Source organism: Nocardia jiangxiensis NBRC 101359 (assembly GCF_000308615.1).
In the GTDB taxonomy this organism is placed as follows: Bacteria; Actinomycetota; Actinomycetes; order Mycobacteriales; family Mycobacteriaceae; genus Nocardia; species Nocardia jiangxiensis.
Map to the genome: position 1 here is coordinate 120,472 of NZ_BAGB01000041.1, position 23,910 is coordinate 144,381.

Sequence of the window (23,910 nt, forward strand, 5' to 3'; positions counted from 1 at the left end):
ACGTCGTCGCGCCAGGGCAGAATCGATCAATCACAATGCTGCTCATGACGGACACGGCCGTAGGCGACTTGCCAACTCCGCAGGCAGACCGGGTACACGACGAATCGCAACCCCGGGCGGGATTTCGGCCCGATATCGAAGGTTTGCGAGCGGTGGCCGTTGTTGCCGTGGTGCTATTCCATGCGGGAATGCCGGGGTGCAGCGGCGGATTTGTCGGTGTGGATGCCTTTTTCGTGATATCCGGCTTTCTGATCACCGGAATTCTGTGCCGGGAGGCCACCGCCACCGGCACCGTCGAGCTGGCCCGGTTCTACGGTGCACGCGCTCGCCGGCTGCTGCCCGCTGCGGGGCTCGTGGTGGTCAGCACCGCGGTCGGCGCGGCGGTGCTGCTGCCGCCGCTGCAGGCTCGCCAGGTCCTCGGCGACGCGATCGCCAGCGCGTTGTACGTCGGGAACAATCGACTCGCCCTGCGCGGCACCGATTACCTCGCCGCGGACGCGCCCCCATCGCCCTTCGAACACTTCTGGTCACTCGGCGTGGAAGAACAGTTCTATCTGGTGTGGCCGGTGCTCGTCATCGCGACAGCGTGGCTCGTGCGACGCCGCCGCAGCGGATCGGCCACGCCGCGTCCGTATCTGATCGTCCTGACGGTGGTCGCCGCACTCTCGTTCGCGACCTCACTGATCTGGACTCGCACGCTGCCGCCGTGGGCGTTCTTCTCGCTGCCCGCCCGAGCGTGGGAGCTGGCCGTCGGCGGCCTGGTGGCGCTCTCGGTCGTCGTGTGGTCCCGGTTGCCGAAATCGGTGGCCGCGCTCGCCGGATGGCTCGGTCTGGTCATGGTCGTCATGGCCTGCACCCATTTCGACGGCCGGACACCGTATCCCGGCAGCGCGGCCCTGGTGCCCGTCATCGGAACGGCCCTGATGATCGTATCCGGTTGCACCGAAACACGTTTCGGGGTCGGCTGGGTGCTGACTCGAGGCGGGGTACGGGCGATCGGCGGATTGTCCTACACCTGGTACCTGTGGCACTGGCCGGTGCTGCTGCTGGCGCCGCATGTGCTCGGCCACTCGCTCGGTCGAGTCGGTGCGATCGGCGCGATCGTGATGGCCGCTGGGCTCGCCATGCTCACCCAGTGGGCCGTGGAGAATCCGGTCCGCTTCGCCGCTCCGCTGCGAAACTCGGCCGTGCGCAGCCTCGCCTGCGGCGGGGCGTGCACCGCGGCCGCCACCTGTGTGGCACTCGCCGCGTTCGTGCTCGTCCCCGCCCCGGTCGGGCACGGTACGGCGGCGCCGTCCCTCGTCCTGGCCGCGCCCCGGGTGTCGGCCACTCCCGTCGTCGACCCACGTGACGAGGCGGTCCGGCAGCTGATGGCACAAGCGCAGTCCGCGGTCGCCGCCTCGACCGAAATACATGCTGTGCCAAGAAATCTCACCCCTTCACTCGGCAACGCGCCCGGCGACAAGGCGGACGTGTTCGGCAATGGTTGTGTGCGTTCGTGGCGTGAGGTGGGCCAGGGCGAGTGTGCCTCGGGCGATCCGGCCTCGCCCACCACGGTGGCCTTGGTGGGCGATTCACATGCGGCCATGTGGAATCCGGCGCTCGAGCCGATCGCCGCGGCGCGGCACTGGCGGCTGGAAACGATGTCCAAGGTCACCTGCCCACTGCTGGACCTGCCCATCACCAGCCCCTATCTCGGCCGGGAGTACACCGAATGCGAGCAGTGGCGCGGCGAGGTGCTGAACCGGCTGCGCATCGAACACCCGCGGTTGATCGTGGTGGGCATGTCCCGACGCTACGGCGGCGACTTCGGCTTCGTCTCCTACGACCGCGCCTGGGTCGATGCCCTGAACCGCATGGTCGCCCAGCTGCGCGCGATCGGCTCGGCCGTCCTCGTGCTCGGCCCCATCCCCGACCCTCACGGCACTGTGCCGACGTGCCTGTCCGAACACATCGACGACGCCACCGCGTGCGCACCCGCGCGCCCTCTAGGGGTGAACGACCCGGGAGTCTCGGCCGAACAGGCAGCGGCCAGGGGCGGTGGCGGCCAGTACGCCGACCTCACCCCGATGTTCTGCACCCCCGTGCGCTGCCCCGTCATCGTCGGCAACACCCTGGTCTTCCGCGACGACAATCACCTCACGGTCAGCTACGCCCAGACACTCGAACCCGCGATCGGCGCTCTCATCGACCGCGCCCTCGCCCACAGATGAGCTCGCCGTGGGTCAGGCGCGTACGTCCGTCCAGGCACGCGAATTGCGTTTGCCGCACAGCCTGATCCAGGATTGCCAGGTAGCAGCAGACTCGGGTTTGGCTGCGCGCCTGCGTATTTCCATTCCAGGCGCGAGCGCAGGGGAACCATGTATCGAAAACCGTTGCCCTGCATTGTAATCGCCAACTACTCGACCAGCTTCTGACTCTTCAGCCAGTCGTACGCCACATCGGCGGGATCCTGCCCCTCGATATCGACGCGTCCGTTGAGTTCCTGCATCAGGTCGTTGGTCAGGCGTCCGGAGATCGTGGCCAGCAGTTGCCGCAACTGCGGATAGCGGTCCAGGATGACTCCGCGTACCACCGCGGTGCCGCTGTAGGGCAGGAAGAACTTCTTGTCGTCGTCCAGCACAACGAGTTTCAGATTCTTCACGCGGCCGTCGGTGGTGTAGATCATGCCGAAGTTGCAGGGAGCGCTCTTGGCGGTCGCGGTATAGACGACACCGGCGTCCATGCGGGTCACGTTTCCGGAGGGCACGCCGTCGGGGGTGTTGTACGGGATGCCGTACTTCTGCAGCATCGGGATGAAACCGTCGGAGCGGCTGAAGAATTCGTCGTCGACGCAGAAGGTCCGATCCCGGACCGGCAGCGCGGCCACATCCGACAGCGATGTGACCTTCAGGCGTTCGGCGGTCGGGGTGGAGACGCCGAATGCGTAGGTGTCGTTGAAGTTCGCCGGTGCCAGCCACTCGAGGTTGTGGTCGCGCTTCTCGATGTCGTGCACGCGCTGCCACAGCTCGTGCGGGTCGGAGATCGTCTCGGTTTCGTTGTGGTAGTTCACCCATCCGGTGCCGGTGTACTCCCACAGGATGTCGGCGTCGCCGTTGAGCTGCGCTTGGCGCGAGGACGCCGAACCGGGTGCACCGGTCAGGTCCGTCACGTGTGCGCCCGCCGCGGCCAGGTAGGTCGCGGTGATCTTGCCCAGCAGCACGCCCTCGGTGAAGCTCTTGGAGGTCACCACGACCTTCGCACCCGCCAGCGGCTGCGCCCCGCCGGGCAGCGTGGTGTGGTGGAACGTCCCCGAGGAGCTGACCAGACCGCATCCGGTCAGCATCGACATCGTCATGACCAGCGCGGACACCACTGTCGCCACGCGACCCCACGGCGGCCTCACGACACACCCCGCGGGGTCGCGGCCAGCTCGACCAGGCGTCCGAGCCAGTCGATGATCAGTGCCAGCAAGCCGACCAGAATCGCGCCGGAGACGAGCAGTTTCGGCAGGAACAACGTCACCCCGGTCGTGATCAAGGTGCCCAGGCTCGTCGCGCCGATGAACGTGCTCAATGTCGCGGTGCCCACCAGGATCACCAGCGCGGTGCGCACGCCGTTGAGGATCACCGGCACCGCCAGCGGCAGCTCCACCTGGAAAAGCGTTCGCGCGGCGGAGAATCCGATGCCGCGCGACGCCTCGATCGTGCGCTGATCCACCTGCCGGAGCCCGACGATCGTGTTCTGCAGGATCGGCAGGATCGCGTAGACGACCAAACCCACGATCGCCGTGCGGAATCCGGTGCCCAGCCAGAACGTGAACAGCACCAGCAGGCCGACCGCGGGCGCGGCCTGGCCGATGTTGGCGATATTCACCGCGATCGGCTCGAATCGTTTGGCGGCGGGCCGGGTCAGCGCGATACCGAGGGGAATCGCCACGACCACCACGATCAGCGTGGCGACCACGGTCAGTTTGATGTGCGACAGGATCGTGGTCTGCAGATTGCCCCAGCCCAGCGACGCCTGCTCCGTGGCGGTCAGGGTCGTGGACCGGTACCAGAGGAAATATCCGATCCCGATGACGAGAATCACGACCGGCTCGAACCACACGTCGAGCGGGACGCGGCGCAGCCGGTTCATGACACCTCCGCCGCCGTCCCGGGCTCGTCTTCGGCGGCCGTTCCGGGCTCGTCCTGCGCTGCCGTTCCGAGTTCGTCCTCGGCGGCAACGACCGGCGTCGGCGCGGGATCGGTGCCGTCGACGTACGTTTCGTAGGAGGGCTCCTCCTCGTCGGACCGCACGTCGGCGAGCTTGGCCTGAATGGTCTCGGTGACCGACCCGATGCTCAGCGAGCCGACCACCGCCCCGCGACCGTCGGTCACCAGCGCGGCGCCCTGACTGGCGGCGAGCATGGCATCGAGCGCGTCGTTGAGGGTCGAGGACCGCGCGATCACGGGCAGCCGCCGATCCAGGTAGTCCGACACCTCAGGCTTGCTGGCCACCTCCTCGAGCGTGGGCCACGAACGCGGCCGCCCGGCCTCGTCGACCACGACCACCCAGCTGTGCCCGGCCGCCTTCGCGCGATCGATCACCGTCTGCGCGGGTTCGCCGATCCGCGCGGTGACCACCTCATCGCACTCGACGTCCCGCACCCGCTGCACGGTCAGATAGGCCAGCTTGGCACCGGATCCGACGAATTCCTGCACGAACGGCGTGGCGGGACTGGTGAGAATCTCCTCCGGGCGCGCGTACTGCTCGATATGCCCGCCCTCGGACAGGATGAGCACCTTGTCACCGAGTTTGGTGGCCTCCTCGAAATCGTGGGTGACGATCACGATGGTCTTGCCGAGTTCGTGCTGAATCGCGATCAGGCTGTCCTGCAAGCGAACTCGCGTGATCGGGTCCACCGCGCCGAACGGCTCGTCCATCAGCAGCACCGGCGGGTCCGCGGCCAGCGCCCGCGCGACGCCCACGCGCTGCTGCTGCCCGCCGGACATGTCCTTGGGCAGCCGATCGGCGAACGTCTTCGGGTCCAGCCCGACCAGATCGAGCAGATATTCGGTGCGCTCGGCGATGCGCTTGCGATCCCACCCGAGCACGCGCGGGATCGCCCCGACGTTCTTCGCGACCGTCCAGTGCGGGAACAGGCCGCCGGACTGGATGACGTAGCCGATGGATTGGCGCAGCTTGTCCGGAGGTTCCTTGGTCACATCGCGCCCGCCGATCAGGATGCGGCCCTCGGTCGGCTCGATCAGCCGGTTGATCATCTTCAGCGTGGTCGTCTTGCCGCATCCCGAAGGGCCGACGAACGCGACGATATCGCCCGCTTCGATCTCGAGGTCCAGGCGTTCGACCGCCGGCGTGGCCTGGCCCTTGTACCGCTTGAGGACCGAGTCCAGCGTGATGGACACGCCGGTCACGGTGCGCTCCTGGCCATTCGGAGCGGGCGGTGTGGTCACCTCGTCGGTCATGAGGACAATCCCTTTGCGATCGTGAGCCGTCCGAGCAGGACGAGCAACGCGTCGAAGACCAACGCGATCAGGACGATGAGAATGGTTCCGGTCAAAGCCATTTCGAGGGCGTTCGCGCCGCCGAGCCGGGACAGGCCGTTGAAGATCAGCGAGCCCAGACCCGGGCCCAGCACGTAGGCGACGATGGCGGCCACGCCCACGATCATCTGCGTCGAGACCCGGATCCCGGTCAGGATCACCGGCCAGGCGATCGGCAACTCGACGGTCAGCAGGATCCGCCATCGCGAAAAGCCGATTCCCCGTGCGGATTCCACCACCGAGGCCGGTACCGAGCGCAGGCCCACGATCGCGTTGCCGATCACCGGCAGCGCGGCGAAGAAGGCCAGCATCAGGAACGAGGGCGTCACCCCGAGCCCGAACGGCACCAGCAGCAGGGCCAGCAGCGCCAGGGACGGAATCGTCAGCGCGACCCGGCTCGAGGTCAGCGACAGCGCCGCCACCAACGGCAGCCGATAGACCGCCACCGCGATCAGCACCGCGACCACGGTCCCGACCAGAACGGTCTGAAATGCCAGGGAGGCGTGCTGATACGTCAGGAATGCCAGAAACTCGCCCCGCCCTCGCACATAGTTCCACAAATTCAACGGAATTCCCCTCATCGGCCGGGCATCGGCCGGTCGTTGCCTGCGCCTGTCACCCGACCCGCAGGTCGTCGAAGACTACTCGATCACGCCCGTGCATGGGTGTACCACGCATTTCGGGCGATTCGCCGCGCTTGCCGACATCGGCGCTTCCGATACGCCCGTCGCCGACGCGAGCAGCAGCCATCGGCGAATCGGCCGCCGCCTCGCAACCGCGGCTCACTACTATCTGAATCTGCTGTGGCACAATCGATCCCGAGATGGCTTGGCCGTACTCACGGTAACCACTCAAGCCGCGCGCGCCAGCGGAGCGACCGAGGAGTAATGCCCGGCATCGCCCGCGATCACCGCACTCGGCACGCCGTCCACGCCGACGGGAACCGCACCGGCGAGCGTGATGCGCGTCAGCCTGCGCTGCTCGCTGCCGTCGTAATCGTCCACGGCGTAGTGCTGAGTGGCGCGGTTGTCCCAGATCGCGACATCGCCCAGCGACCAGTCCCAGCGCACGGTGTGCTCCAGCCGGGTCACCCGATCCTGGAAAAGGCGAAGCAGCGCAGCGGATTCCGCGCCGGAGACCCCGACGATGCGCCGCGCGAAACCGCCCAGCAGCAGAGCGCGTTCACCGGTTTCCGGGTGCACCTCCACCACCGGATGTTCGGTCTCGAAGTAGGTGGACTCGAATTCGCGGCGATATTCGCGCACGGTCTCGTCCGGGTGATCCTCGGCGGTGGCCGCGTAGTCGTACAGGTTGTCGTGGCGCGCGCGCAGGCTCTCGGCCAGCCGCTGCAGCGGTGCGGGCAGCGACTCGTACGCCGCCACCGTCGAGGCCCAGGTGGTCGAGCCACCATAGGAGGGCAGCGAAACCGCCCGCAGCACAGAAGCCTTCGGCACCCGGTCGACGAACGTGACGTCGGTGTGCCAGCTGTTGGAGCGGCCGAAACGCGAATCGATGGCCAAGCTCTTGGCGCCCGCGGAGGTGACGGTCGGATGCGGGGTGGTCGGCTCACCCAGCAACTGCGCGAACTCGTACTCGCCGTCCTCGCTCAGATGCTGCTGGCCGCGGAAGAAGATCACCTTGTGCTCGTGCAGTGCCGCGCGGATGCGCGCCACGGTCACCGGGGCGAGCTCGCCGCCCAGCCGCACCCCCTCGATGCGAGCGCCGATGTGCGCACCGAGCTTGACCACCTGCACGCCGGTCCGGCTGCCGGCTGTGTCGTCGACGGGCATGGTGTGGCCTTTCGCTCGAACCTCGGGATCGGATCAGAGGAAACCACCCACGACTCGCCCGGACCAGCATTACGGTCACCGGGATCCGAACACTCCCGCCGTCGGGCGGGCGCTCCGGGTTAGCATGCGAACCCATGGGCAGGAAACCGGTGGTGGGCCTGCTGTATCCCACCCCCGGCGCGGGCGAGGACGATTTCGCCGACCTCGCCGCCCGGCTCGATCCGGTACTCCGCCTCGAGATCGTCTACATCCCGTGGCCGCACGACGTCGACGATCTGGCCACACTCGACGTCCAGCAGGTCATCGCTGCGCTGCGGCGGCTCGGATCGGCGGCGCACCTCGAACGCGTCCTGCCCGGGGCCCTGCACGGTCGTGCCCTCGACGCCGTGGCGTTCGCGGTCACCAGTTCCAGCTTCCTGGACGGGGCCGGGGCCGTCGATCAGCAGATCCGGACCATCGAGCGCATCGCGCGATGCCCGGCCACCAGCACGACCGCCGCCTACCAGCGCGCGATTCGCCGCCTGTCGCTCGACACCGTCGCCTTGGCCTCGGTCTACCACGCCGAGCTGTCCGGCCACTTCATCGAGCGAGTTCAGGAGGCCGGTGCACAGGTGGTGCGGCGCGTGGACGCTTCGGCCCGCTCGGACCGCGACCTGGCGACCTGGTCACCGGAGCAGATCACGGATCTCGTGACGCGGGCCGCGGATCCCCGGGCGCAGGCGATCCTGTTGCCCGAGACAGCACTTCATGCCGAGCGGCTCACCGCAGATCTCGAGCGAACCGCCGGATGCCCGGTCCTGACCGCCACCCAGGTCACACTGTGGGCCGCGGGCCAACTCCTGGACCTGCGTCCCGTTGCGCCGGACGCGGGGCCACTGTTCTCCCGGGCAGCACCGACCGTTGACCGCGGATGAGTCCGATGAGGTCGGGAGGCGGCGAGGCGTCCGAGCGCTCACCCGCACAGTGCGTGGGTGAGCACGCTGCGGACGTCCACGGCCGCGGGTGTGCCGGTGTAGGAGACGGTGACCGCGCGACCGGCTGCGGTGGCGCCGGAGATGGCGGAGAAGCCGCGAATATCGCCGAGGTGACCGACATACTTTGCGCCGCAGGGTAATTGGGTGTACGCGATGCCGAGCCCGTAGGACATGCCGTCGCCGTGGCCCATATCGGTCCCGTCGAGCATCTGCCGGAGTTGGGGCCTTGGCACCACCCGTCCGGCCAGCACGGCGGTGAAGAACCGGTTCAGGTCGGCGCCTGTGCTGACCAGCGCGCCAGCGGACCACGACAGCGACGGCTCGATGCGCGTCTGGTCGGTGACGATGCCGTCGACGGTGCCGTAGCCGGTCGGATGCGGGTTGCGCAGACCGGTTTCACCGGTGGCCGGAAGGTAGGTACCGGGCAGGTCCAGCCGAGTGAGGATGCGGTCACGGAGCTCATCGGTGTAGCGGTGTCCGGTCACCGCCTCGATCAGCATGCCGGCGACGATGTAGTTGGTGTTCGCGTATTCGAATCGGGCGCCCGGGGCGAACTGCGCGGGATACCGCAGGGCGAATGCGATCAACTGTGCCGGCGTGAAGGTGCGGCCGAGGCGCGCCGCCTCGTAGTCGTTGGTCTCCGGCGAGTCGGCCGGTTGGGGCAGTCCGCTCCGATGCCCCAGGATCTCGCGGACGGTGATGACGTGTCCGTCCACGCCGTCACCGGTGAGCAGACCGGGGAGATACGTCTCGATCGGCTGGTCGAGGTCGAGTCGGTGCTCGGCCGCCAGTTGAAGCACGATCGCGGCGGTGAAGGTCTTGGTGATGCTGCCGATCCGGACATGCTCGGGACGATCGGTAGGGATCGCGGCCCCCGTGGCGATATCGGCGCGGCCAGCGGTCACGACGGTGGACGCGCCGTTTTCGCTGAGCGTGGCAATGGCCCCGACAGCACCCGAGCGGACGATCGCGTCGAGGTCGCCGTGCACCCGCTCGAGGCGGGCGAGGGCATCCGACGGGACAGCGACCGGCCCGGCCGAGTGCATCGTGCAGGCCGGCAGGAGCGCTGCGAGTGCGCAGATCGAGAGTGCCAGGGCTCGCATACCCATGATCCGATCTTAGGAACCCGGAGCCGCGAACACATCGGACCGGAGCACCGGGTGCGAACAACCTTCGGTCGATCAGTAGTCGAAGCGATACTGGGGGTCGCGTTCGCAGGTCCGGTCGGCACCGGGGAGGGTGCCGTCACGCAGATAGGCATCGACGATGTCGTTCACGCACCGGCTCAGGTCGGAGTGCAGGACGCCGTGCACGCGGGTGTCGGCGAGGGTGACCATTCGTGACGCGGTCAGATCGTGGTGCAGTGCGACGCCTTCCTGGTAGGCGGTGCGAGTGTCGCGGGTCGCCTGCAGGATCAACGCCGGTGTCGAGTTGCGCACCACTGTGGGCGGCTCGATCGGATCCGGCCAGAACGCGCAGGCGGTGATGTTGTTGGCGAACGCGCCGAATACCGGCTGTGTCGCCCGCACACTGTCGATGTTGCGCTGATACCAGCCCAGATCTCGGGGGGCGGCCTTGTCACCGCACTGGACTGCGGCCATGCCCGCGGCCTCCAGCGGAACGGGTCCGCTGATCTTCGCCTTCAGCTGCTCCATATCGATCGGCAGCCCGGACACTCCATCGGATATGGTCCGCACGACCGCGGCGAGGTCGGGGTTCTTCCGCGGATTCGACAGCAGCGACAGCAGCATCATCGGCACGGTGTGTTCGTCGATGAGATAACCGCTGCCGACGACCGGATGCGCGGCGGCACGTCGGATCATGTCCTCGACGAAGGCTCGAACCTGCGGTGCGGTGCGACCGAAGTGGTAGTCGGCGTCGCGCTTGGCCGCCCAGATCGCCCAGTCGTCGAGCGCGGCCTCGTTGATCGGGCCCATGTCCTGGTACGCGCCGAGCCAGTAGCGGTCCGGGTCCAGGGCGCTGTCCAGCACGATCCGGTCACTGTGCCGAGGGAACATCTGCGTGTACACCGCGCCCAGGTAGGTGCCGTAGGAGTCGCCGAAATAGTTGATCTTGGGCTCACCCAACGCACCGCGGATGACATCCATGTCCCGGGCGGTGTTGCGGGTGGTGATGAACCGCGCCTTCTCGGGATCGGGCGCGAGACAGGAAGCCGCGAACGCGGCGGCCAGGCTCGCGTCGCGCGCGTAGCCGAAGGCGTCGAAACCGGCAGAGAACAGCATGGTGGGCAGCGGCAGCACACAGTTCATCCGGTCCGATCGGCCGATACCGCGCGGGTCCATGCCGATCAGGTCGTAGCGGGCGCGGACATCGGGTGTGAACCGATCCCGGAGGTCGGCCATCATGCCCAGGCCCGGACCGCCGGGACCGCCCGGGTTGGACAGCATGATCCCGCGTCGGCGGGCCGGGTCGGTGGCCGGAATACGCGAGATCGCCACGGTCAGCGTGCGCGCGTCCGGCCGGTTGTAGTCGAGCGGTACGACGACTCCCGCGCACTGCGCCCCCGCACGGTCGAGCGTCGCGTCGTTACACGATTTCCAGTGCAGCTGTTGGTGATAGAACGAGGCCAGCCCGCTCGGAATATCCTCTACCGGATCGGCGCTCGCCGGTCCGACCGGCACGGTGGTGAATGCGGCGGCCGATATGACGCCCAGTACCAGCCATCGAACCCATCGCATCCGCATCGCATCTCCTGCTCGCAACCTCCGGTGCACATCCCTGATTCCGTACAAGCCATTTCCGAGGTCTCGAATCAGCACACTACTGACGTTTGCTGATACCGGCTCCATCAAGTTGAGATTTACAGTCACATCATCCACTCCTGCCCCATCACGCGATGGTTACGGCTCTGACCATATGGTTCCATAAGGACCGCGTGCGTGCATGGATCACAGAAGGTCTGTAATAGCAACGTGCGCTGGACAATTGCCCGCCACGTTCGAGAAAGGCATCTGCGCCACCCTAAGCTTGACGAGACGAAACTCCTCCCTCGTCGCCGGACTGTCTCGATCGCCGCTGAAATTTTTCCGATCAGAATTCGAATTGTTATGCTACCGTGATTTCGCGTCCCAGGATCGGTGCAGGTACACAGAGCCTGCCCGTCGGACAGGCGGACGCGGGAGAAATGATGAAATCCGGGCACAGGTCGCCGACATATCAGGAAAATCCTTCCCACACAGCATGTTCGACTACCGATGCGCTCGGGCTCGCGGCCGACGGCGCGACCCCGCAACCAGCGAAGTGGCGGCGGATCGGCAGGCTGTGGCTCGCGGCCCTCACGTTCACCATGATCACGCTGCCGGCAGCATTGGCGATACCGGCCGCGCAGGCCGCAGTGCTGCCCCCGGCCGAGGATCCCTTCTATTCCGCACCCGCCGATCTCGCGGCACACCCGAACGGCGCGGTGCTCGGAGCGCGGCCGATCTCGCTGCTCGGCTTGCCGGTACCGGTGTCGGCATGGCAATTGCGTTATCGCACAACCGATTCCGAACAGCATCCGCAGCTGGACGTGACCACGGTGCTGGTGCCGCCGATGCCCTCGAACGGGCCTCGGCCGGTGCTGGCGTACCAGGTCCCCGAGAACAGCCTCGACACCCGGTGCGCACCGTCGGCCACGCTGCGCGGCGGGGGCGATATGGCGAGCACCATGCAGGATGCGCCGTTCATCGCGGACGCACTGCGTCGCGGATGGGCCGTCGTGGTCAGCGACTACGAAGGACCGAATTCCCGGCTCTTCGACGGCGTGACATCCGGGCGTGGAGTCCTGGACGGAATCCGGGCCGCGCGGTCCTACCCGGCGACCGGCATCAATGCCGCGAGCCCGATCGGCGCCTGGGGATACTCGGCCGGAGCCTTCGCCACGCTGTGGGCCACGCAGTTGCGTCACGAATACGCACCGGATGTGCGGTTCGCCGGCACCAGCGCCGGCGGAATCCCCACCGATATACCGGCCATGGCACAACGCGCCGACGGTGAGGCGGGCGCGATCTTGATCCTGCTCGGGCTGGCCCGCGACGAACCCGGCTCCCGGTTGGCCGACCTGCTGAACAACCGCGGCCAGCGTGCGCTGCTCACCGCGGACACCTCCGCCTGCGGTGCGGATCAGGCCAAGAGATACGCCGACGTCCACATCGAGGACCTCGCCAAGGTCCCGAACCTGCTGGCACAGAACGCATTCCGCATCGCCGCCGCCCCCAATGAACTAGGCCGGACGGCCCCCGACACCCCGATGTACCTGTACCACAGCCTCACCGACGACAAGATCCCCGTCGCCGGCTACAACGCCCTTCTCGGCAGCTACTGCGCTCAGGGCGCCACCCTCACCGCGATCCACTCGCTGTTCCCGATGCACCTCGGTGCCGCGGCGGGCGAAGCCTTCGGCGCCATGAACTTCCTCGCTGACCGCTTCGCCGGCGTCCCACAGACCCGGGGGTGTGTGGTGCATTGAGCGCCGTGACCGCGCGGTCACGTCAGCAGGCACGCGGCCGAGCGTCGGCATGGACCACGAATTTTCGCGGCGCCGACGCTCGGCTCATCGGCGCCGAGCGGATTTCTCCCCCGCCGCACACCTCGTGCCGGTACAGAGCCAGGAGATTCGCATCGGCCGACAGCGCGGCCACGCTGCCGGTGTGCAGGCGGTCCACGGCCATGTACATCGTGAACGAGGATTCGTGCTCGATCACACCGAAACCGAAACAATCCCAATGCAATGCGTCCGGCACCCCGGACCGCACGATCTCGCCGATGGCCGCGCCCTCCGCGATGTCCTCGCGCACCCGGGCGACCAACTCGACCTCGTCGGGATCGAGCATGTGGCACACGACGCGCTCGTCGGGCTCGACGCTGAGCCAGCTGCGGAACACGTCGTGACGCCGGACAAATTCGGTGACCGCCCGGGTCATCGCCGCAACCTGCGGGCGACCGGCGACATCGAACTCGAGCACGTACAACCGGGCCAACCGGCAGTCGGTCCCGGCCAGCCGGTAGGACGCGCGCATATAACGTTGCTGCCAGCCGGGAACCTGAGCCGAGCAGGCCGGCGTCTCGAGCATCGCCGCACGCGCCGAGGACAGTACGGCCCAGGTGATCAGGCGCCCGGACCGCGGGCGCCACGCGTCGAACCATCCGAGATCGACCACCGGTACCTCATCTCGCGGACAACCACGGGCCCCGTTGCCCGTGCCTACTCCGTCAAAGTACGACAGCAATCGACTCGCTATCCAGGCGTCGCCGAGAACTCTGTGACCGTGACCAATGATCCGCCGCATCCCCTGAGTCGGATGCCAAACGCGCATCTCACATCCGCGCGCGCACGGCGTCAGGCCACCACGCCGTTACGTTCGGCCTCGGCCCACGCGGCGATCATCTCCGCGGTCATCGCGATCGCCTCGCGGCGCTCGGCACTGCTCACCTCGAGCGCCGAGGCCCGCAGCACCGCCGCGAACACGCCCGGTCTGACATAGTTCAATGCGCATATGCCAATTTCGTCGTTTAATATACAGCAACTGCCGATTGGAGCATTCCAGCGAACCTGACGGGAACGAACGTCGAAATGCACGAATCCTCCACTGCCCGTTCAGATTCGGCTTCGGCGCAGTATCCCCTACCCCGACACCACAGCTCCTCCGTCACTCGAACTCCCCGAAGGCATCCCGCGCTCACGGTCGATCGACAACTCCCCTGCCAGCCAATGGTGACCGAAGTATGACGTCCCCTACCCCGGGATTTTCCGGCACGGCGCACACGTTGAACGGGTAGTCGACAAGAGGAGGTCATGTGGCACAGGAATACAACCGGAACCCGGCTGCGGTCGCGGCGCTGACGCCCGAGCAGTACCACGTCACCCAGGAGAACGGCACCGAGCGAGCCTTCACCGGCGAGTACTGGGATCACCACGAACCGGGCATCTACGTGGACGTCGTCTCCGGTGAGCCGTTGTTCACCTCGCTGGACAAGTTCGACAGCGGCTGCGGTTGGCCGAGTTTCACCAAGCCCGTCAGCGCGGATGCCGTGGTCGACAGCCGGGATCTGAGCCATCGGATGATCCGGACCGAGATCCGCTCGGTCTTCGGCAACAGTCATCTGGGGCACGTGTTCACCGATGGTCCCCGCGAGGCGGGCGGCCTGCGGTACTGCATCAATTCCGCGGCACTGCGATTCATCCACCTCGACGACCTCGAGGCGGAGGGTTACGGTCCGTACAAGACCCTGTTCACGAAGGAGCAAGTGTGACCGACACGAAGACCGCGATCCTGGCCGGTGGATGCTTCTGGGGCATGCAGGATCTGATCCGCAAGCAGCCAGGAGTGATTTCCACGCGGGTCGGGTACACCGGCGGGCTCAACGACAACGCCACCTACCGCAACCACCCGGGCCACGCCGAGGCGGTGGAAATCGTCTACGACCCGGCGCAGACCGATTACCGGGCGCTGCTCGAGTTCTTCTTCCAGATCCACGATCCGAGCACGAAGGACCGGCAGGGCAACGACGTCGGCTCGAGTTACCGGTCGGCGATCTTCTACCTCGACGAGGATCAGCAGCGCGTCGCCCTGGACACCATCGCCGACGTCGACGCCTCGGGTCTGTGGCCGGGCAAGGTCGTCACCCAGGTGACCCCGGCGGCTCCGTTCTGGGAGGCCGAGCCCGAACACCAGGACTATCTGGTGCGTTACCCGCAGGGCTACACCTGCCACTTCCCGCGCCCCGGTTGGAAACTGCCCAAGCGCCAGGCTGCCGCGCAGTAGCATCTCGATCCGGACGTGCCGTGGGGGGCCGGTCCCCCACGGCTTTTCCCGCACAGTGACCCGAGTCTTGTTGTGCACAGATGAGCGTAGTACCTTCCAGACAGGTGTCCATCAGCTCATCGAGGAGAAGACCATGGCGATCGTCCGCACCCTGCCGTCGGCCGACGGTGACCGCCGCCGGTTGGCCCTGGACAGCCCGGTGGACCGCCGGTCCATCGGGGAACTCGAGGTCGAGAACAGTGCCGAGGTGAGCGCCGCGGTCGCCCGCGCCCGCGCCGCGCAACCGGCCTGGGCCGCGCGCAGCATCGCCGAGCGCGCCGACATCCTGCGCGCCGCGGTGGGCGTCATCGTGCAGCGGCGCGCGGAGATCGCCGCGACGGTCCGCGAGGAAACCGGTAAGCCCGAGGCCGAGGCGCTCGGCGTGGAAATTGTCCCGGCCTGCGATTTCCTCAACTATTGGAGCGGGCGCGCCCGCAAGGATCTGCGGGCGCACAAGCAGACGCTGCACGGCTATCTGCGCCCCTTCAAGAAACTGTTCATCCACTATCAGCCGCTCGGCGTCGTCGGTGTCATCACGCCCTGGAACGCGCCGTTCGTACTGTCGCTCAATCCGGTCGTACAGGCGCTGCTGGCGGGCAACACCGTCGTGTTCAAACCCTCCGAGGTGACCCCGCGCTCGGGCGAGTGGGTGGCGAAGGTGCTGCACGAGGCGGGCGTTCCCGAGGACGTCGTGCAGGTCCTGCGCGGCGACGGCGAAACCGGCGCCGCTCTGGTCTCCGCGGAGATCGACAAGGTCTGCTTCACCGGCAGCGTCGGCACCGGCCGCAAGATCGCCGCGGCCTGCGCCGACCGCCTGCTGCCCTGCACCCTCGAACTCGGCGGCAAGGATGCCATGATCGTGTGCGCCGACGCCGATCTCGAGCGCGCCGCGGCGGGTGCGGTGTACCTGTCGATGTTCAACACCGGTCAGGTCTGCATGAGCGTCGAGCGGATCTACGTGGTCGACAGCGTCGCGGACGAATTCATCCGCCTGGTCACGCAGAAGGCCGCCGAGATCACCTACGGGCCGGGCGATACCGATATGGGCCCGCTGTTCTGGGATCGCCAGATGGACATCGTCACCCGGCATATCGAGGACGCCAAGGAAAAGGGTGCGGAGATCGTCGTGGGCGGTGCGCCCGCAGACGGGGACGGGCTCTACTTCCAGCCGACCCTGGTCGTCGGCGCGCACCACGACATGCAGTTGATGACCGAGGAGACCTTCGGCCCGATCGCGGCCGTCATGCGGGTGCGCGACGAGGACGAGGCCATCCGCCTGGCCAACGAGTGCAAGTACGGGTTGAGCGGGTCGGTCTTCACCAAGGACGCCGCCAAGGCGCGCCGCATCGCCACCCAGCTGACCACGGGTTCGGTGGTTCACAACGACGCCGCGGTCATCTACGGCGTGCCCGAGGCGCCCTTCGGCGGGCGCAAGGACAGCGGTCTCGGGCACGTCAACGGCACCGACGCGCTGCGGAGTTTCACCCACGCCCAGCCGGTGCTCATCGACCGGTGGCAGCCGAAGCGGGAGAGCATCTGGTATCCGTACTCGGAGAAGACGATTCAGAGTCTGGACGGACTGATCCGGTACGGTTTCGGCAATCGGCTGCTGCGTCGCCTGCTGTCCTGATACATCTGAATAGGCGATGACAACAACAAATTTCCATCCCGATCTGCGCCTGGCGCGGTTCCTGCCACATTCGGTGGTGGGGCCGCGCCGGTTGTGGTTGATCCGTCGGCTCGTCCGTCTGCAACCACCGGGCCGCACCGCGAACGCGGTGATCGAACAGGCCGGGCCCGGGGTCTCGATCCGGGTGTTCCGGCCCACCACCGGCCACGGCCCACGGCCCGGAGTGCTGTGGGTGCACGGCGGCGGTCTGATCATGGGGTCCGCGGCCATGGACGACGCCCGTTGCCGAACCTTCGCCGATCGGCTGGGCGCGATCGTGGTCTCGGTCGAGTACCGCCTCGCCCCGGAATATCCGTTTCCGATTCCGCTGGAGGATTGCTACACCGGATTGCGTTGGCTCGCAACGCATCCCGATGTCGACGCGGACCGCATCGCGATCGGCGGGGACAGTGCGGGCGGCGGCCTGACCGCAGCCCTGGCGATTCTGGCCCGCGATCGCGGACGCATCCATCCGATCATGCAACTGCTGGTCTATCCGATGCTCGACGATCGCAGCAGCGCCCGCACCGACATCGATCGCAGCCGCCTGCGGATGTGGGATCAGGACAGCAACCGGCTGGGGTGGAACTCCTATCTCGGTCCGGCGTCGGTCGGCGCCGTTCCCCCGCTGGCGGTCCCGGCCAGGCACGAGGATCTCACCGGACTTCCACCCGCGTGGATCGGCGTGGGCACCCACGACCTGTTCCACGACGAGGACATCGCCTACGCGGAGCGGCTGCGTGCTGCCGGGGTGCCCTGTGCGCTCGAGGTCGTCCCGGGCGCGTATCACGGCTTCGACCACGTCGAGGCCGGGGCCGAGGTGGCCAAGGCGTTCTTCCGAGCCCAGGTCGCCGCGCTCTCGGCCGCGTTCGACGGTCAGCCGGACCAGGACGACCTGTAATCGAGGGCACAGCACCGCCACCACACGCCTGGTCGCGCGCCTGCTGAAGTCGTACACGGCAAGCTCACGGGCTGCTCACAGGAAGCTACCGACTGCGCAGGGCTCAATGGTCACCGTGACGACATCAGTCCTGGACACCTCATCGGTGGTCCCGCCGCGTCCCGCGGCCCCCGCATCGGCCGGCGGATTCGGCGGCAGAGCCGTCGAACGCGCCGGTCTGACTGCGCTCCTGATCGCGACGGCGGTGCTGTACCTGTGGAACATCACCATCAACGGGATGGGGAACCAGTTCTACGCCGGGGCCGCCTGGGCCGGTTCCAAGAGCTGGGAGGCCCTGCTGTTCGGGTCGCTGGACCCGGCCAACTTCATCACCGTGGACAAACCGCCCGTCTCGCAGTGGGTTATGGGCCTGTCCGGCCGCATCTTCGGCTTCTCCAGCGCGAGCATGCTGATCCCGCAGGCGCTGATGGCCGTGGCGGCGGTCGCGCTGCTCTACGGCGCGGTCCGGCGGGTGAGCAACAGCCACCACGCCGGGCTGCTGGCAGGTGCGGCACTGGCGCTGACGCCGGTCGCCGCGCTGATGTTCCGCTTCAACAATCCCGACGCGGTCATGGTGCTGCTCATGATGGCCGCTGCTTACGCGACCGTGCGCGCATTGCAGCACGCCTCGACGCTGTGGATCGTACTGGCCGGTGCGGCACTGGGTTTCGCATTCCTGGCGAAGATGCTCGAGGGTCTGATGGTGCTGCCCGCGCTGGGTCTGGCCTATCTGATCGCCGCACCCAACCCGATCCGCACCCGCATCGTGCAGTTGTTCGGCGCGCTGGTCGCGTTGCTGGTCGCCAGCGGCTGGTATGTGCTGGTGACGTTGTGGTGGCCCGCGTCGAGCCGACCGTATCTGGCCGGATCGACCGACAACAACTTCATGAATCTGGTGCTGGGCTACAACGGCTTCGCCCGCGTCCTGGGCCGCAACCACGGCGGTGGCGGTGGTGGGCATGCGCAGACTCCCCCGGCGCACGCTGCCGCGCAGCTGCCCGCGGGCCATCCCGGATTCGGCGGTTTCGGCGGCCAGGTTCGCGGGGTGGAACGCCTGTTCAGCGGTGAGTTCGGCGTCGAGATCGGCTGGCTGCTGCCCGCCGCGCTGCTGGCCTTCGTCCTGGTGCTCATCTCGCGGGGTCGCGCACCGCGCACCGACCTGATGCGTGCGGCCGCGATCGTGTTCGGCGGCTGGATGATCATCGACGGCGCTGTGCTCAGCTACATGAACGGGATGGTCCATCCCTACTACTGCCTGTCGATCGCGCCCGCCGTGGCCGGAATGTTCGCGCTCGGCATCCGGGAGATGTGGACCCGGCGCGAGACGCTCTTCGGACGACTGGGCGCGGCCGCGCTGCTCGCGGTGACCGGAGTGTGGAGTTTCGTTCTGCTGCAACGCAACAGCGGCTGGTATCCGGAACTTCGCTGGGCGATCCTGATCGTGACGCTGCTCGCCGCGGTGCTGGTGGCGATCCCGTGGACGCATCGCGCCCACCGCAGGTTCGCCGCGGCGGTACTGACGGTCGGGCTCCTGGGCGGACTCTCGGGTGCGGCGGCCTACTCGGTGGCCACGGTCGCCACCGCGCACTCCGGCGGCGGGCCGACCGTGGGCCCGGCCCAGGCCGACGGGCACGGTGACTGGGGGCAGGCCCAGGCGAACCCGCAGCTGACCGCACTGTTGCAGAAGACGAATTCGACCTGGGCCGCGGCAGTCAACGGCTCGTCCAGTGCGGCCGGTCTGGAACTGCAGAGCGGTAAGGCCGTGATGGCCATCGGCGGATTCTCCGGTAGCGATCCGACACCGACGCTGGCCGAGTTTCAGGCCGACGTGAAGGCGGGCAAGATCGGCTATTACGTGGTGCAGTCCAACGGTCGCGGTCAGGGCAACGGCAGCTTCGATTCCCGCACGGACACCACCGGTACAGCCGACCGGTCCGCGACCGGCGGCGCCCGGACGCAACGGTCGCAGACCGCTGATCCCGCCCGGATGCCCGGTGGCTCAGGTGGTTTCGGCCGCAACCAGCACACCGATATCACCAACTGGGTGACCGCAACGTTCACCCCGCAGCAGGTCGGCAACGCGACGGTCTACAACCTGAGCGGTTATCTGGGCTGATCGCTCGCACGGAAGGGCCCGGCACGCAATCGATCTTGCTGCGCGCCGGGCCTTCGGCATTGCCGCCCAGCGGGCTCCGCCTCCACCCTCCCGGCGACACCGCACGGTGGCCCGTCTCGCCACCTGCACCCGGCCCAGGGGTCGGTCATCAGCGGCATGGTTCGGTTCGGCGCCTCAACCGATTCCGACGCTGTGCCCCAAGGAGTTTCGGGTCAGCGCTTGCGGCCGACCGCAGCGTATCCGGCCGCCGCGGGCTCCTGGCCCGCGGATGCCAGGCGGGTCACCTCCGGCTCGACGCCACCGGGGAACCAGCGTTCGATGGCGACGATACCGGGATCCAGCAGGTCCATATCCTGGAAGAAGCGACCCACGCCGTCGCGGTCGCGCGCTTCCATCTCGATCCCGCTCGCCCGGTACGCCTGCACCGTGCCCTCCACCATCTGCGGATCGAAATCCGTTGTCAGATGGGTCATCACGAGATAGGAGCCCGACGCCAACGGCGCGAGCAGCGTATCGACGATCTCGTAGATCCGGTCGCCCGGAACGAAGTGGCACAGTGCGATCAGGCTCAGCGCGACGGGTTCGTCGAAATTCAGCGTCTGCCGGACCTCCGGTGCGGCCAGGATCCGCTCCGGCTCGGTCACATCGGCCGCCACATAGCGCGTGCGGCCCTGGGGCCGCCCGACCAGCAGCGCACGCGCGTGCGCCAACACCAGCGGATCGTTGTCCACGTAGACCACCCGCGCGTCGGGTGTGCTCTCCTGCGCGGCCTGATGCAGATTCGGCACGGTCGGAATACCGGTCCCGATGTCGAGGAACTGCCGCACACCGAGTTCGGCGGACAAATGCCGCACCGCCCGCACCATGAACTGACGATTGCCCCGGGCGACCGCGCGCACCGAGGGAATCGCCTGCTCGATCTTCTCGGCTGCGGCGCGATCGGCCGCGTAATTGTCCTGGCCGCCCAGAAAATAGTCGTAGATCCGAGCACTGTGGGGTTGATCCTGTTGCAGATCAACCGGTCCGTCGGCGTGGGGCACGGCCCTCCTCTCATCGAACGATTCGCCTTGTCGTCGTTGAGGAGTTAACCACCATGGGCCCCGCCACACGCCGCGACCGGGACAAATTCCCCGGCGAATCGGATGCCGATCCGCCAGGGGCCGCGCACGATTCGGCTACTGCGCGGTGTAGCCGCCGTCGACCAGGTGATAGCTGCCGGTGATGAAAGTGGCCGCGTCACTGGCCAGGAATGCGACCAACCCCGCGACCTCCTCGGGCGTGCCCAGGCGGCCGAGGGCGTGTTTGCTCGCCAGCAAGGCGTGCGCCTCCTCGTCCATGGTGGCGGACAGCAGCGGGGTCTCGATGAAACCGGGGCCCACGGCGGTGACCCGGACCTTCTGCGGCGCGTACTCCAGCGCGGCGTTCTGGGTCAGACCCAGCAGGCCGTGCTTGGCCGTGACGTACGCCGAGGAATTCGGGAAGCCCACACTGCCCAGGACCGAGGCCATATTGACGATCGCCCCGCCCCCGGCCGCCGCGATGACCGGAAGTTGTTCGCGCACACCGTAGAACACACCGTCGAGATTGACCGACAGCACCTTGCGCCAGCTCTCGGTCGAGTATTCGCCGACCGGTACGGCCTCGCCGCCGATTCCGGCATTGTTGACCGCGATCCGCAGGGGCCCGAGTTCGCCTGCCGCCTCGACGCTGCGGCGCACGGTGTCGGGATCGGAGGCGTCGCCGTCGAACGGAGCCGCGCTGCCGCCCGCGGCGCGGATCTCCTCGACCACGTCGGCGGCGTTGCCCGCGTTCAGATCGAAGACCAGTACCGACGCGCCGCTGCGGGCCAGTTCCAGCGCCACCGCCCGGCCGATACCGGAACCACCGCCGCTCACGATCGCCGAGCGGTCCGCCACATCGTAGACAGCCATGTCCGACTCCTCTCCGAGCCGAACGCCGGTGCGTTCGACTGATGGATTTCCGAAACGCCCTGAACTCGCCAGCGAGTGTAGCTACAAATTTGCCAACTACCCTGCGGTTCGCCTCGCATGCGTTGGGCGGCCGAGTGCGCCGAGGTCGAATCAACTGTTCTTTCGGGGCTTCGCCGATACGCGGAACAGCCTTCCGGACAGATATCACCGGACCGTCCGGCACGGCATGGCGGCGCTGTGGAAAAGTCGACGGCATGCTGGTTTCGGGTAATGCTCGCGGGACGGATCGCGGCGGTGTCGCACCTACGGTCGGACTCGCCGATATCGCCAGGGGCGCAGCCGATCTCGCCGTCGACGAGACGAGCCTGCCCCCGAACCCGATGATCGCTGTCGATCTGAACCTGGATCAGTGGGAATACGCTGATGCGGCGGTGGCGGCACTCGAACGACGCACCGTCATCGTGGTCGGCTTCGCCCGGACAGACTTACCTCCGGCTGCCGCACCGGTACTCGAGGCGTTGACCTGCACACTCGCCCCGAACGGTCCCGGCCGCACCTGGACGCCCGGAACCACCGACGACCTGGCGCAGATCGCCGCCACCGTCAGCGCCGCCCCCCGCGCGGCGCTGACCCTGACCGGGCTGCTCGAGCTGACCTCCCGCAGCTGCGTCGCGGACGGGCTGGTGGCCGAATCGCTGGCCTATTCGATGTTGCTGGCCGGTCCGGAATTCGCGGCCTGGCGGGCGGATCGACCCCGACGTGAGGTCCCCGGGGCGGCCGATCCGGTACTGTTCGACCGCACCAGCGATGTGCTGACGGTGACGTTGAACCGCCCGGATCGGCACAATGCGTTCGGGCGGGCGGTGCGCGACGGCGTACTGACCGGGCTGGCGATCGCCGAGCACGACGATTCGGTCCGCGAGATCGTCCTGCGCGGCAACGGCCGATCCTTCTGCAGCGGTGGCGATCTCGACGAATTCGGCACCGCGACGGACGTTTCCGCGGCCCACCTGGTCCGTCTCCAGCAGAGCGCCGCGCTCGCGACGCACCGCCTCGCGCCGCGGGTGCGGGCGGTCCTGCACGGCGCGTGCATCGGCGCGGGCATCGAGGTGCCGTCGTTCGCGGGCCGCGTCCAGGCCGCCGGAGACACTCGGATCCGACTGCCCGAACTGTCCATGGGCCTGGTGCCCGGAGCCGGCGGCACGGTCGGCATCACTCACCGAATCGGCCGCTGGCGCACCGCATTTCTCGCGCTCACCGGCCGCGACATCGGCGTCGACACCGCACTCGCCTGGGGATTGGTCGACGAGCAGGTCTGAGTCGTCACCGTCGCGGGCCCGGGCGGCCGCAGCGCTCGCAACGAATTGCGTTGTCCCCCTGACGCTTCCTCAGACCTGGGCGGCGACCACCACGGCCAGGGCGATCCTCGTCGCGGATTCGGCCAGCCGCTCGCGGGAGATCTTCAGCCGCCCGTCGACCCAGTCCAGATACAGCGCCACCAGCGAACCGCTCAACGCGGTACTGGCCACGGCGAGAGTCTCCGCGTCGCCGGGAACCAGTGCGTCGATATCGGATCCCAGGACCGCTGCCAGAGTCTGCACGAAAACCGGTGCGCGACCGGCACTGTGCGGACGCAGGACGTCGTTCGCGAGCGGCTCGCGCAGCAGTACGTGCGCCCGGCGCGGATCCTCTTCGAAGTAGGCGGCGCAGATCTCCAGGGCGGCGCGCACCGTGGCCGACGGATCCAGTTCGCGCGGAACGTCTTTCATCCGATCGCGCAGCCCGTCCTCGACCCGGTCGTACACCGCGACCAGCAGATCCTCGCGGTTCGGAAAACTCTCGTAGAAGTAGCGCGGGCTCAGATTCGCCTCCCGCGTCACCGCGCGCATGGTGACCGCCGCGGAGCCGGCCGTGCCGAGCAGATCGAATGCGACCGCCAGAATCTGCTCGCGCCGGTCGACGGATCGATCCTGCAACGTCTGCCCTCGCCACAGTTTGGGTGCGCTCACCGAATCATCGTCCCATCATCGACGCGAGTGCATACACTCCGCACCGTCGGGGGTGGTTCCGTCACGTCATGAATCGCGATCATCGCTGCTCGCAGGGCTGTTCGCGTCGTTTGTCCGGTATCGGCGATTCGGCAACCGACTCGATCCCAG

At 67.7% G+C, this 23,910-nt stretch carries 21 protein-coding genes; 9 read left to right on the top strand and 12 right to left on the bottom strand.

Annotated elements, in window-relative coordinates; genetic code table 11:
- Positions 1–44 precede the first annotated feature (44 nt).
- Positions 45–2,213 (top strand): acyltransferase family protein, encoded by a 2,169-nt coding sequence (locus ON40_RS14710; RefSeq protein WP_040824018.1) that lies wholly within the window; start codon positions 45–47, stop codon positions 2,211–2,213.
- Between the two features lie 185 nt (positions 2,214–2,398).
- Here ON40_RS14710 and ON40_RS14715 read toward each other — a convergent pair whose 3' ends face one another.
- From ON40_RS14715 to ON40_RS14735, 5 genes are all read right to left on the bottom strand, one after another.
- Positions 2,399–3,337, bottom strand: coding sequence for a glycine betaine ABC transporter substrate-binding protein (locus tag ON40_RS14715; RefSeq protein WP_051193235.1), 939 nt, complete (start codon positions 3,335–3,337; stop codon positions 2,399–2,401).
- A gap of 44 nt (positions 3,338–3,381) precedes the next feature.
- A complete protein-coding gene (locus ON40_RS14720) occupies positions 3,382–4,119 on the bottom strand; it encodes an ABC transporter permease (protein ID WP_040822853.1) in 738 nt (245 codons plus the stop codon).
- Entirely contained in the window at positions 4,116–5,450 is a 1,335-nt protein-coding gene (locus ON40_RS14725; RefSeq protein WP_040822856.1) for an ABC transporter ATP-binding protein, read from the bottom strand. The genes ON40_RS14720 and ON40_RS14725 overlap by 4 nt, the downstream gene beginning before the upstream one ends.
- Complete coding sequence (locus ON40_RS14730) at positions 5,447–6,094, bottom strand: ABC transporter permease (protein ID WP_040822858.1); 648 nt, start codon at positions 6,092–6,094, stop codon at positions 5,447–5,449. Before ON40_RS14730 ends, ON40_RS14725 begins: the two co-directional genes overlap by 4 nt.
- 285 nt (positions 6,095–6,379) lie before the next feature.
- Complete coding sequence (locus tag ON40_RS14735) at positions 6,380–7,318, bottom strand: TauD/TfdA dioxygenase family protein (protein WP_040822861.1); 939 nt, start codon at positions 7,316–7,318, stop codon at positions 6,380–6,382.
- Between the two features lie 134 nt (positions 7,319–7,452).
- Here ON40_RS14735 and ON40_RS14740 point away from each other — a divergent pair, with 134 nt between their 5' ends.
- Positions 7,453–8,232, top strand: a complete 780-nt coding sequence (locus tag ON40_RS14740) for an aspartate racemase/maleate isomerase family protein (protein ID WP_051193121.1) — start codon at positions 7,453–7,455, stop codon at positions 8,230–8,232.
- A gap of 38 nt (positions 8,233–8,270) precedes the next feature.
- Here ON40_RS14740 and ON40_RS14745 read toward each other — a convergent pair whose 3' ends face one another.
- Positions 8,271–9,401, bottom strand: coding sequence for a serine hydrolase domain-containing protein (locus tag ON40_RS14745; RefSeq protein WP_085997718.1), 1,131 nt, complete (start codon positions 9,399–9,401; stop codon positions 8,271–8,273).
- 72 nt (positions 9,402–9,473) lie between these two features.
- Positions 9,474–10,997: an alpha/beta fold hydrolase gene (locus ON40_RS14750; RefSeq protein ID WP_040822863.1), complete on the bottom strand. Its 1,524-nt coding sequence runs from the start codon at positions 10,995–10,997 to the stop codon at positions 9,474–9,476.
- A 443-nt stretch (positions 10,998–11,440) separates the two neighbouring features.
- Here ON40_RS14750 and ON40_RS14755 point away from each other — a divergent pair, with 443 nt between their 5' ends.
- Positions 11,441–12,760: a lipase family protein gene (locus ON40_RS14755; RefSeq protein WP_218008792.1), complete on the top strand. Its 1,320-nt coding sequence runs from the start codon at positions 11,441–11,443 to the stop codon at positions 12,758–12,760.
- 22 nt (positions 12,761–12,782) lie between these two features.
- Here ON40_RS14755 and ON40_RS14760 read toward each other — a convergent pair whose 3' ends face one another.
- A complete protein-coding gene (locus tag ON40_RS14760) occupies positions 12,783–13,451 on the bottom strand; it encodes a condensation domain-containing protein (protein WP_040822865.1) in 669 nt (222 codons plus the stop codon).
- A 179-nt stretch (positions 13,452–13,630) separates the two neighbouring features.
- Positions 13,631–13,780, bottom strand: a complete 150-nt coding sequence (locus tag ON40_RS49855) for a hypothetical protein (RefSeq protein ID WP_245567805.1) — start codon at positions 13,778–13,780, stop codon at positions 13,631–13,633.
- A gap of 308 nt (positions 13,781–14,088) precedes the next feature.
- Here ON40_RS49855 and msrB point away from each other — a divergent pair, with 308 nt between their 5' ends.
- The 5 genes from msrB to ON40_RS14785 all read left to right on the top strand — a co-directional run bounded on the left by msrB (position 14,089) and on the right by ON40_RS14785 (position 19,820).
- On the top strand, positions 14,089–14,544 hold the full coding sequence (gene msrB, locus ON40_RS14765) for a peptide-methionine (R)-S-oxide reductase MsrB (RefSeq protein ID WP_040822868.1): 456 nt from the start codon (positions 14,089–14,091) through the stop codon (positions 14,542–14,544).
- Positions 14,541–15,056: a peptide-methionine (S)-S-oxide reductase MsrA gene (msrA, locus tag ON40_RS14770; RefSeq protein WP_040822871.1), complete on the top strand. Its 516-nt coding sequence runs from the start codon at positions 14,541–14,543 to the stop codon at positions 15,054–15,056. Before msrB ends, msrA begins: the two co-directional genes overlap by 4 nt.
- Positions 15,057–15,189: 133 nt before the next feature.
- Positions 15,190–16,725: an aldehyde dehydrogenase family protein gene (locus tag ON40_RS14775; RefSeq protein WP_040822874.1), complete on the top strand. Its 1,536-nt coding sequence runs from the start codon at positions 15,190–15,192 to the stop codon at positions 16,723–16,725.
- A 16-nt stretch (positions 16,726–16,741) separates the two neighbouring features.
- On the top strand, positions 16,742–17,665 hold the full coding sequence (locus ON40_RS14780; RefSeq protein WP_040822877.1) for an alpha/beta hydrolase: 924 nt from the start codon (positions 16,742–16,744) through the stop codon (positions 17,663–17,665).
- A 106-nt stretch (positions 17,666–17,771) separates the two neighbouring features.
- On the top strand, positions 17,772–19,820 hold the full coding sequence (locus tag ON40_RS14785; protein ID WP_040822880.1) for an ArnT family glycosyltransferase: 2,049 nt from the start codon (positions 17,772–17,774) through the stop codon (positions 19,818–19,820).
- A gap of 212 nt (positions 19,821–20,032) precedes the next feature.
- Here the strand turns inward: ON40_RS14785 and ON40_RS14790 are convergent, their stop codons facing one another.
- Positions 20,033–20,860 carry an SAM-dependent methyltransferase gene (locus ON40_RS14790; RefSeq protein ID WP_051193123.1) on the bottom strand — a complete coding sequence of 276 codons (828 nt, stop codon included), beginning with the start codon at positions 20,858–20,860 and terminating at the stop codon, positions 20,033–20,035.
- 135 nt (positions 20,861–20,995) lie between these two features.
- The gene (locus ON40_RS14795; protein WP_040822882.1) at positions 20,996–21,751 is read right to left on the bottom strand and encodes an SDR family NAD(P)-dependent oxidoreductase; all 756 of its coding nucleotides are present in this window, start codon (positions 21,749–21,751) and stop codon (positions 20,996–20,998) included.
- 254 nt (positions 21,752–22,005) lie between these two features.
- On the opposite strand from ON40_RS14795, the gene ON40_RS14800 reads away from it, so the two are divergent.
- Entirely contained in the window at positions 22,006–23,070 is a 1,065-nt protein-coding gene (locus tag ON40_RS14800; protein ID WP_051193124.1) for an enoyl-CoA hydratase/isomerase family protein, read from the top strand.
- Between the two features lie 69 nt (positions 23,071–23,139).
- Here the strand turns inward: ON40_RS14800 and ON40_RS14805 are convergent, their stop codons facing one another.
- The gene (locus tag ON40_RS14805; protein ID WP_040822885.1) at positions 23,140–23,760 is read right to left on the bottom strand and encodes a TetR/AcrR family transcriptional regulator; all 621 of its coding nucleotides are present in this window, start codon (positions 23,758–23,760) and stop codon (positions 23,140–23,142) included.
- Positions 23,761–23,910 lie beyond the last annotated feature (150 nt).

What these genes read in the sequence shown, in the direction of transcription:
- ON40_RS14775 (WP_040822874.1), top strand. Translation starts at nt 15,190, where the DNA reads ATGGCGATCGTCCGCACCCTGCCGTCGGCCGACGGTGACCGCCGCCGG.
- ON40_RS14785 (WP_040822880.1), top strand. Translation starts at nt 17,772, where the DNA reads ATGGTCACCGTGACGACATCAGTCCTGGACACCTCATCGGTGGTCCCG.
- ON40_RS14710 (WP_040824018.1), top strand. Translation starts at nt 45, where the DNA reads ATGACGGACACGGCCGTAGGCGACTTGCCAACTCCGCAGGCAGACCGG.
- ON40_RS14750 (WP_040822863.1), bottom strand. Translation starts at nt 10,997, where the DNA reads ATGCGGATGCGATGGGTTCGATGGCTGGTACTGGGCGTCATATCGGCC.
- ON40_RS14735 (WP_040822861.1), bottom strand. Translation starts at nt 7,318, where the DNA reads ATGCCCGTCGACGACACAGCCGGCAGCCGGACCGGCGTGCAGGTGGTC.
- ON40_RS14780 (WP_040822877.1), top strand. Translation starts at nt 16,742, where the DNA reads ATGACAACAACAAATTTCCATCCCGATCTGCGCCTGGCGCGGTTCCTG.
- ON40_RS14740 (WP_051193121.1), top strand. Translation starts at nt 7,453, where the DNA reads ATGGGCAGGAAACCGGTGGTGGGCCTGCTGTATCCCACCCCCGGCGCG.
- ON40_RS14715 (WP_051193235.1), bottom strand. Translation starts at nt 3,337, where the DNA reads ATGACGATGTCGATGCTGACCGGATGCGGTCTGGTCAGCTCCTCGGGG.
- ON40_RS14720 (WP_040822853.1), bottom strand. Translation starts at nt 4,119, where the DNA reads ATGAACCGGCTGCGCCGCGTCCCGCTCGACGTGTGGTTCGAGCCGGTC.
- ON40_RS14725 (WP_040822856.1), bottom strand. Translation starts at nt 5,450, where the DNA reads ATGACCGACGAGGTGACCACACCGCCCGCTCCGAATGGCCAGGAGCGC.
- ON40_RS14800 (WP_051193124.1), top strand. Translation starts at nt 22,006, where the DNA reads ATGCTGGTTTCGGGTAATGCTCGCGGGACGGATCGCGGCGGTGTCGCA.
- ON40_RS14755 (WP_218008792.1), top strand. Translation starts at nt 11,441, where the DNA reads ATGAAATCCGGGCACAGGTCGCCGACATATCAGGAAAATCCTTCCCAC.
- ON40_RS14745 (WP_085997718.1), bottom strand. Translation starts at nt 9,401, where the DNA reads ATGGGTATGCGAGCCCTGGCACTCTCGATCTGCGCACTCGCAGCGCTC.
- ON40_RS14795 (WP_040822882.1), bottom strand. Translation starts at nt 21,751, where the DNA reads ATGGCTGTCTACGATGTGGCGGACCGCTCGGCGATCGTGAGCGGCGGT.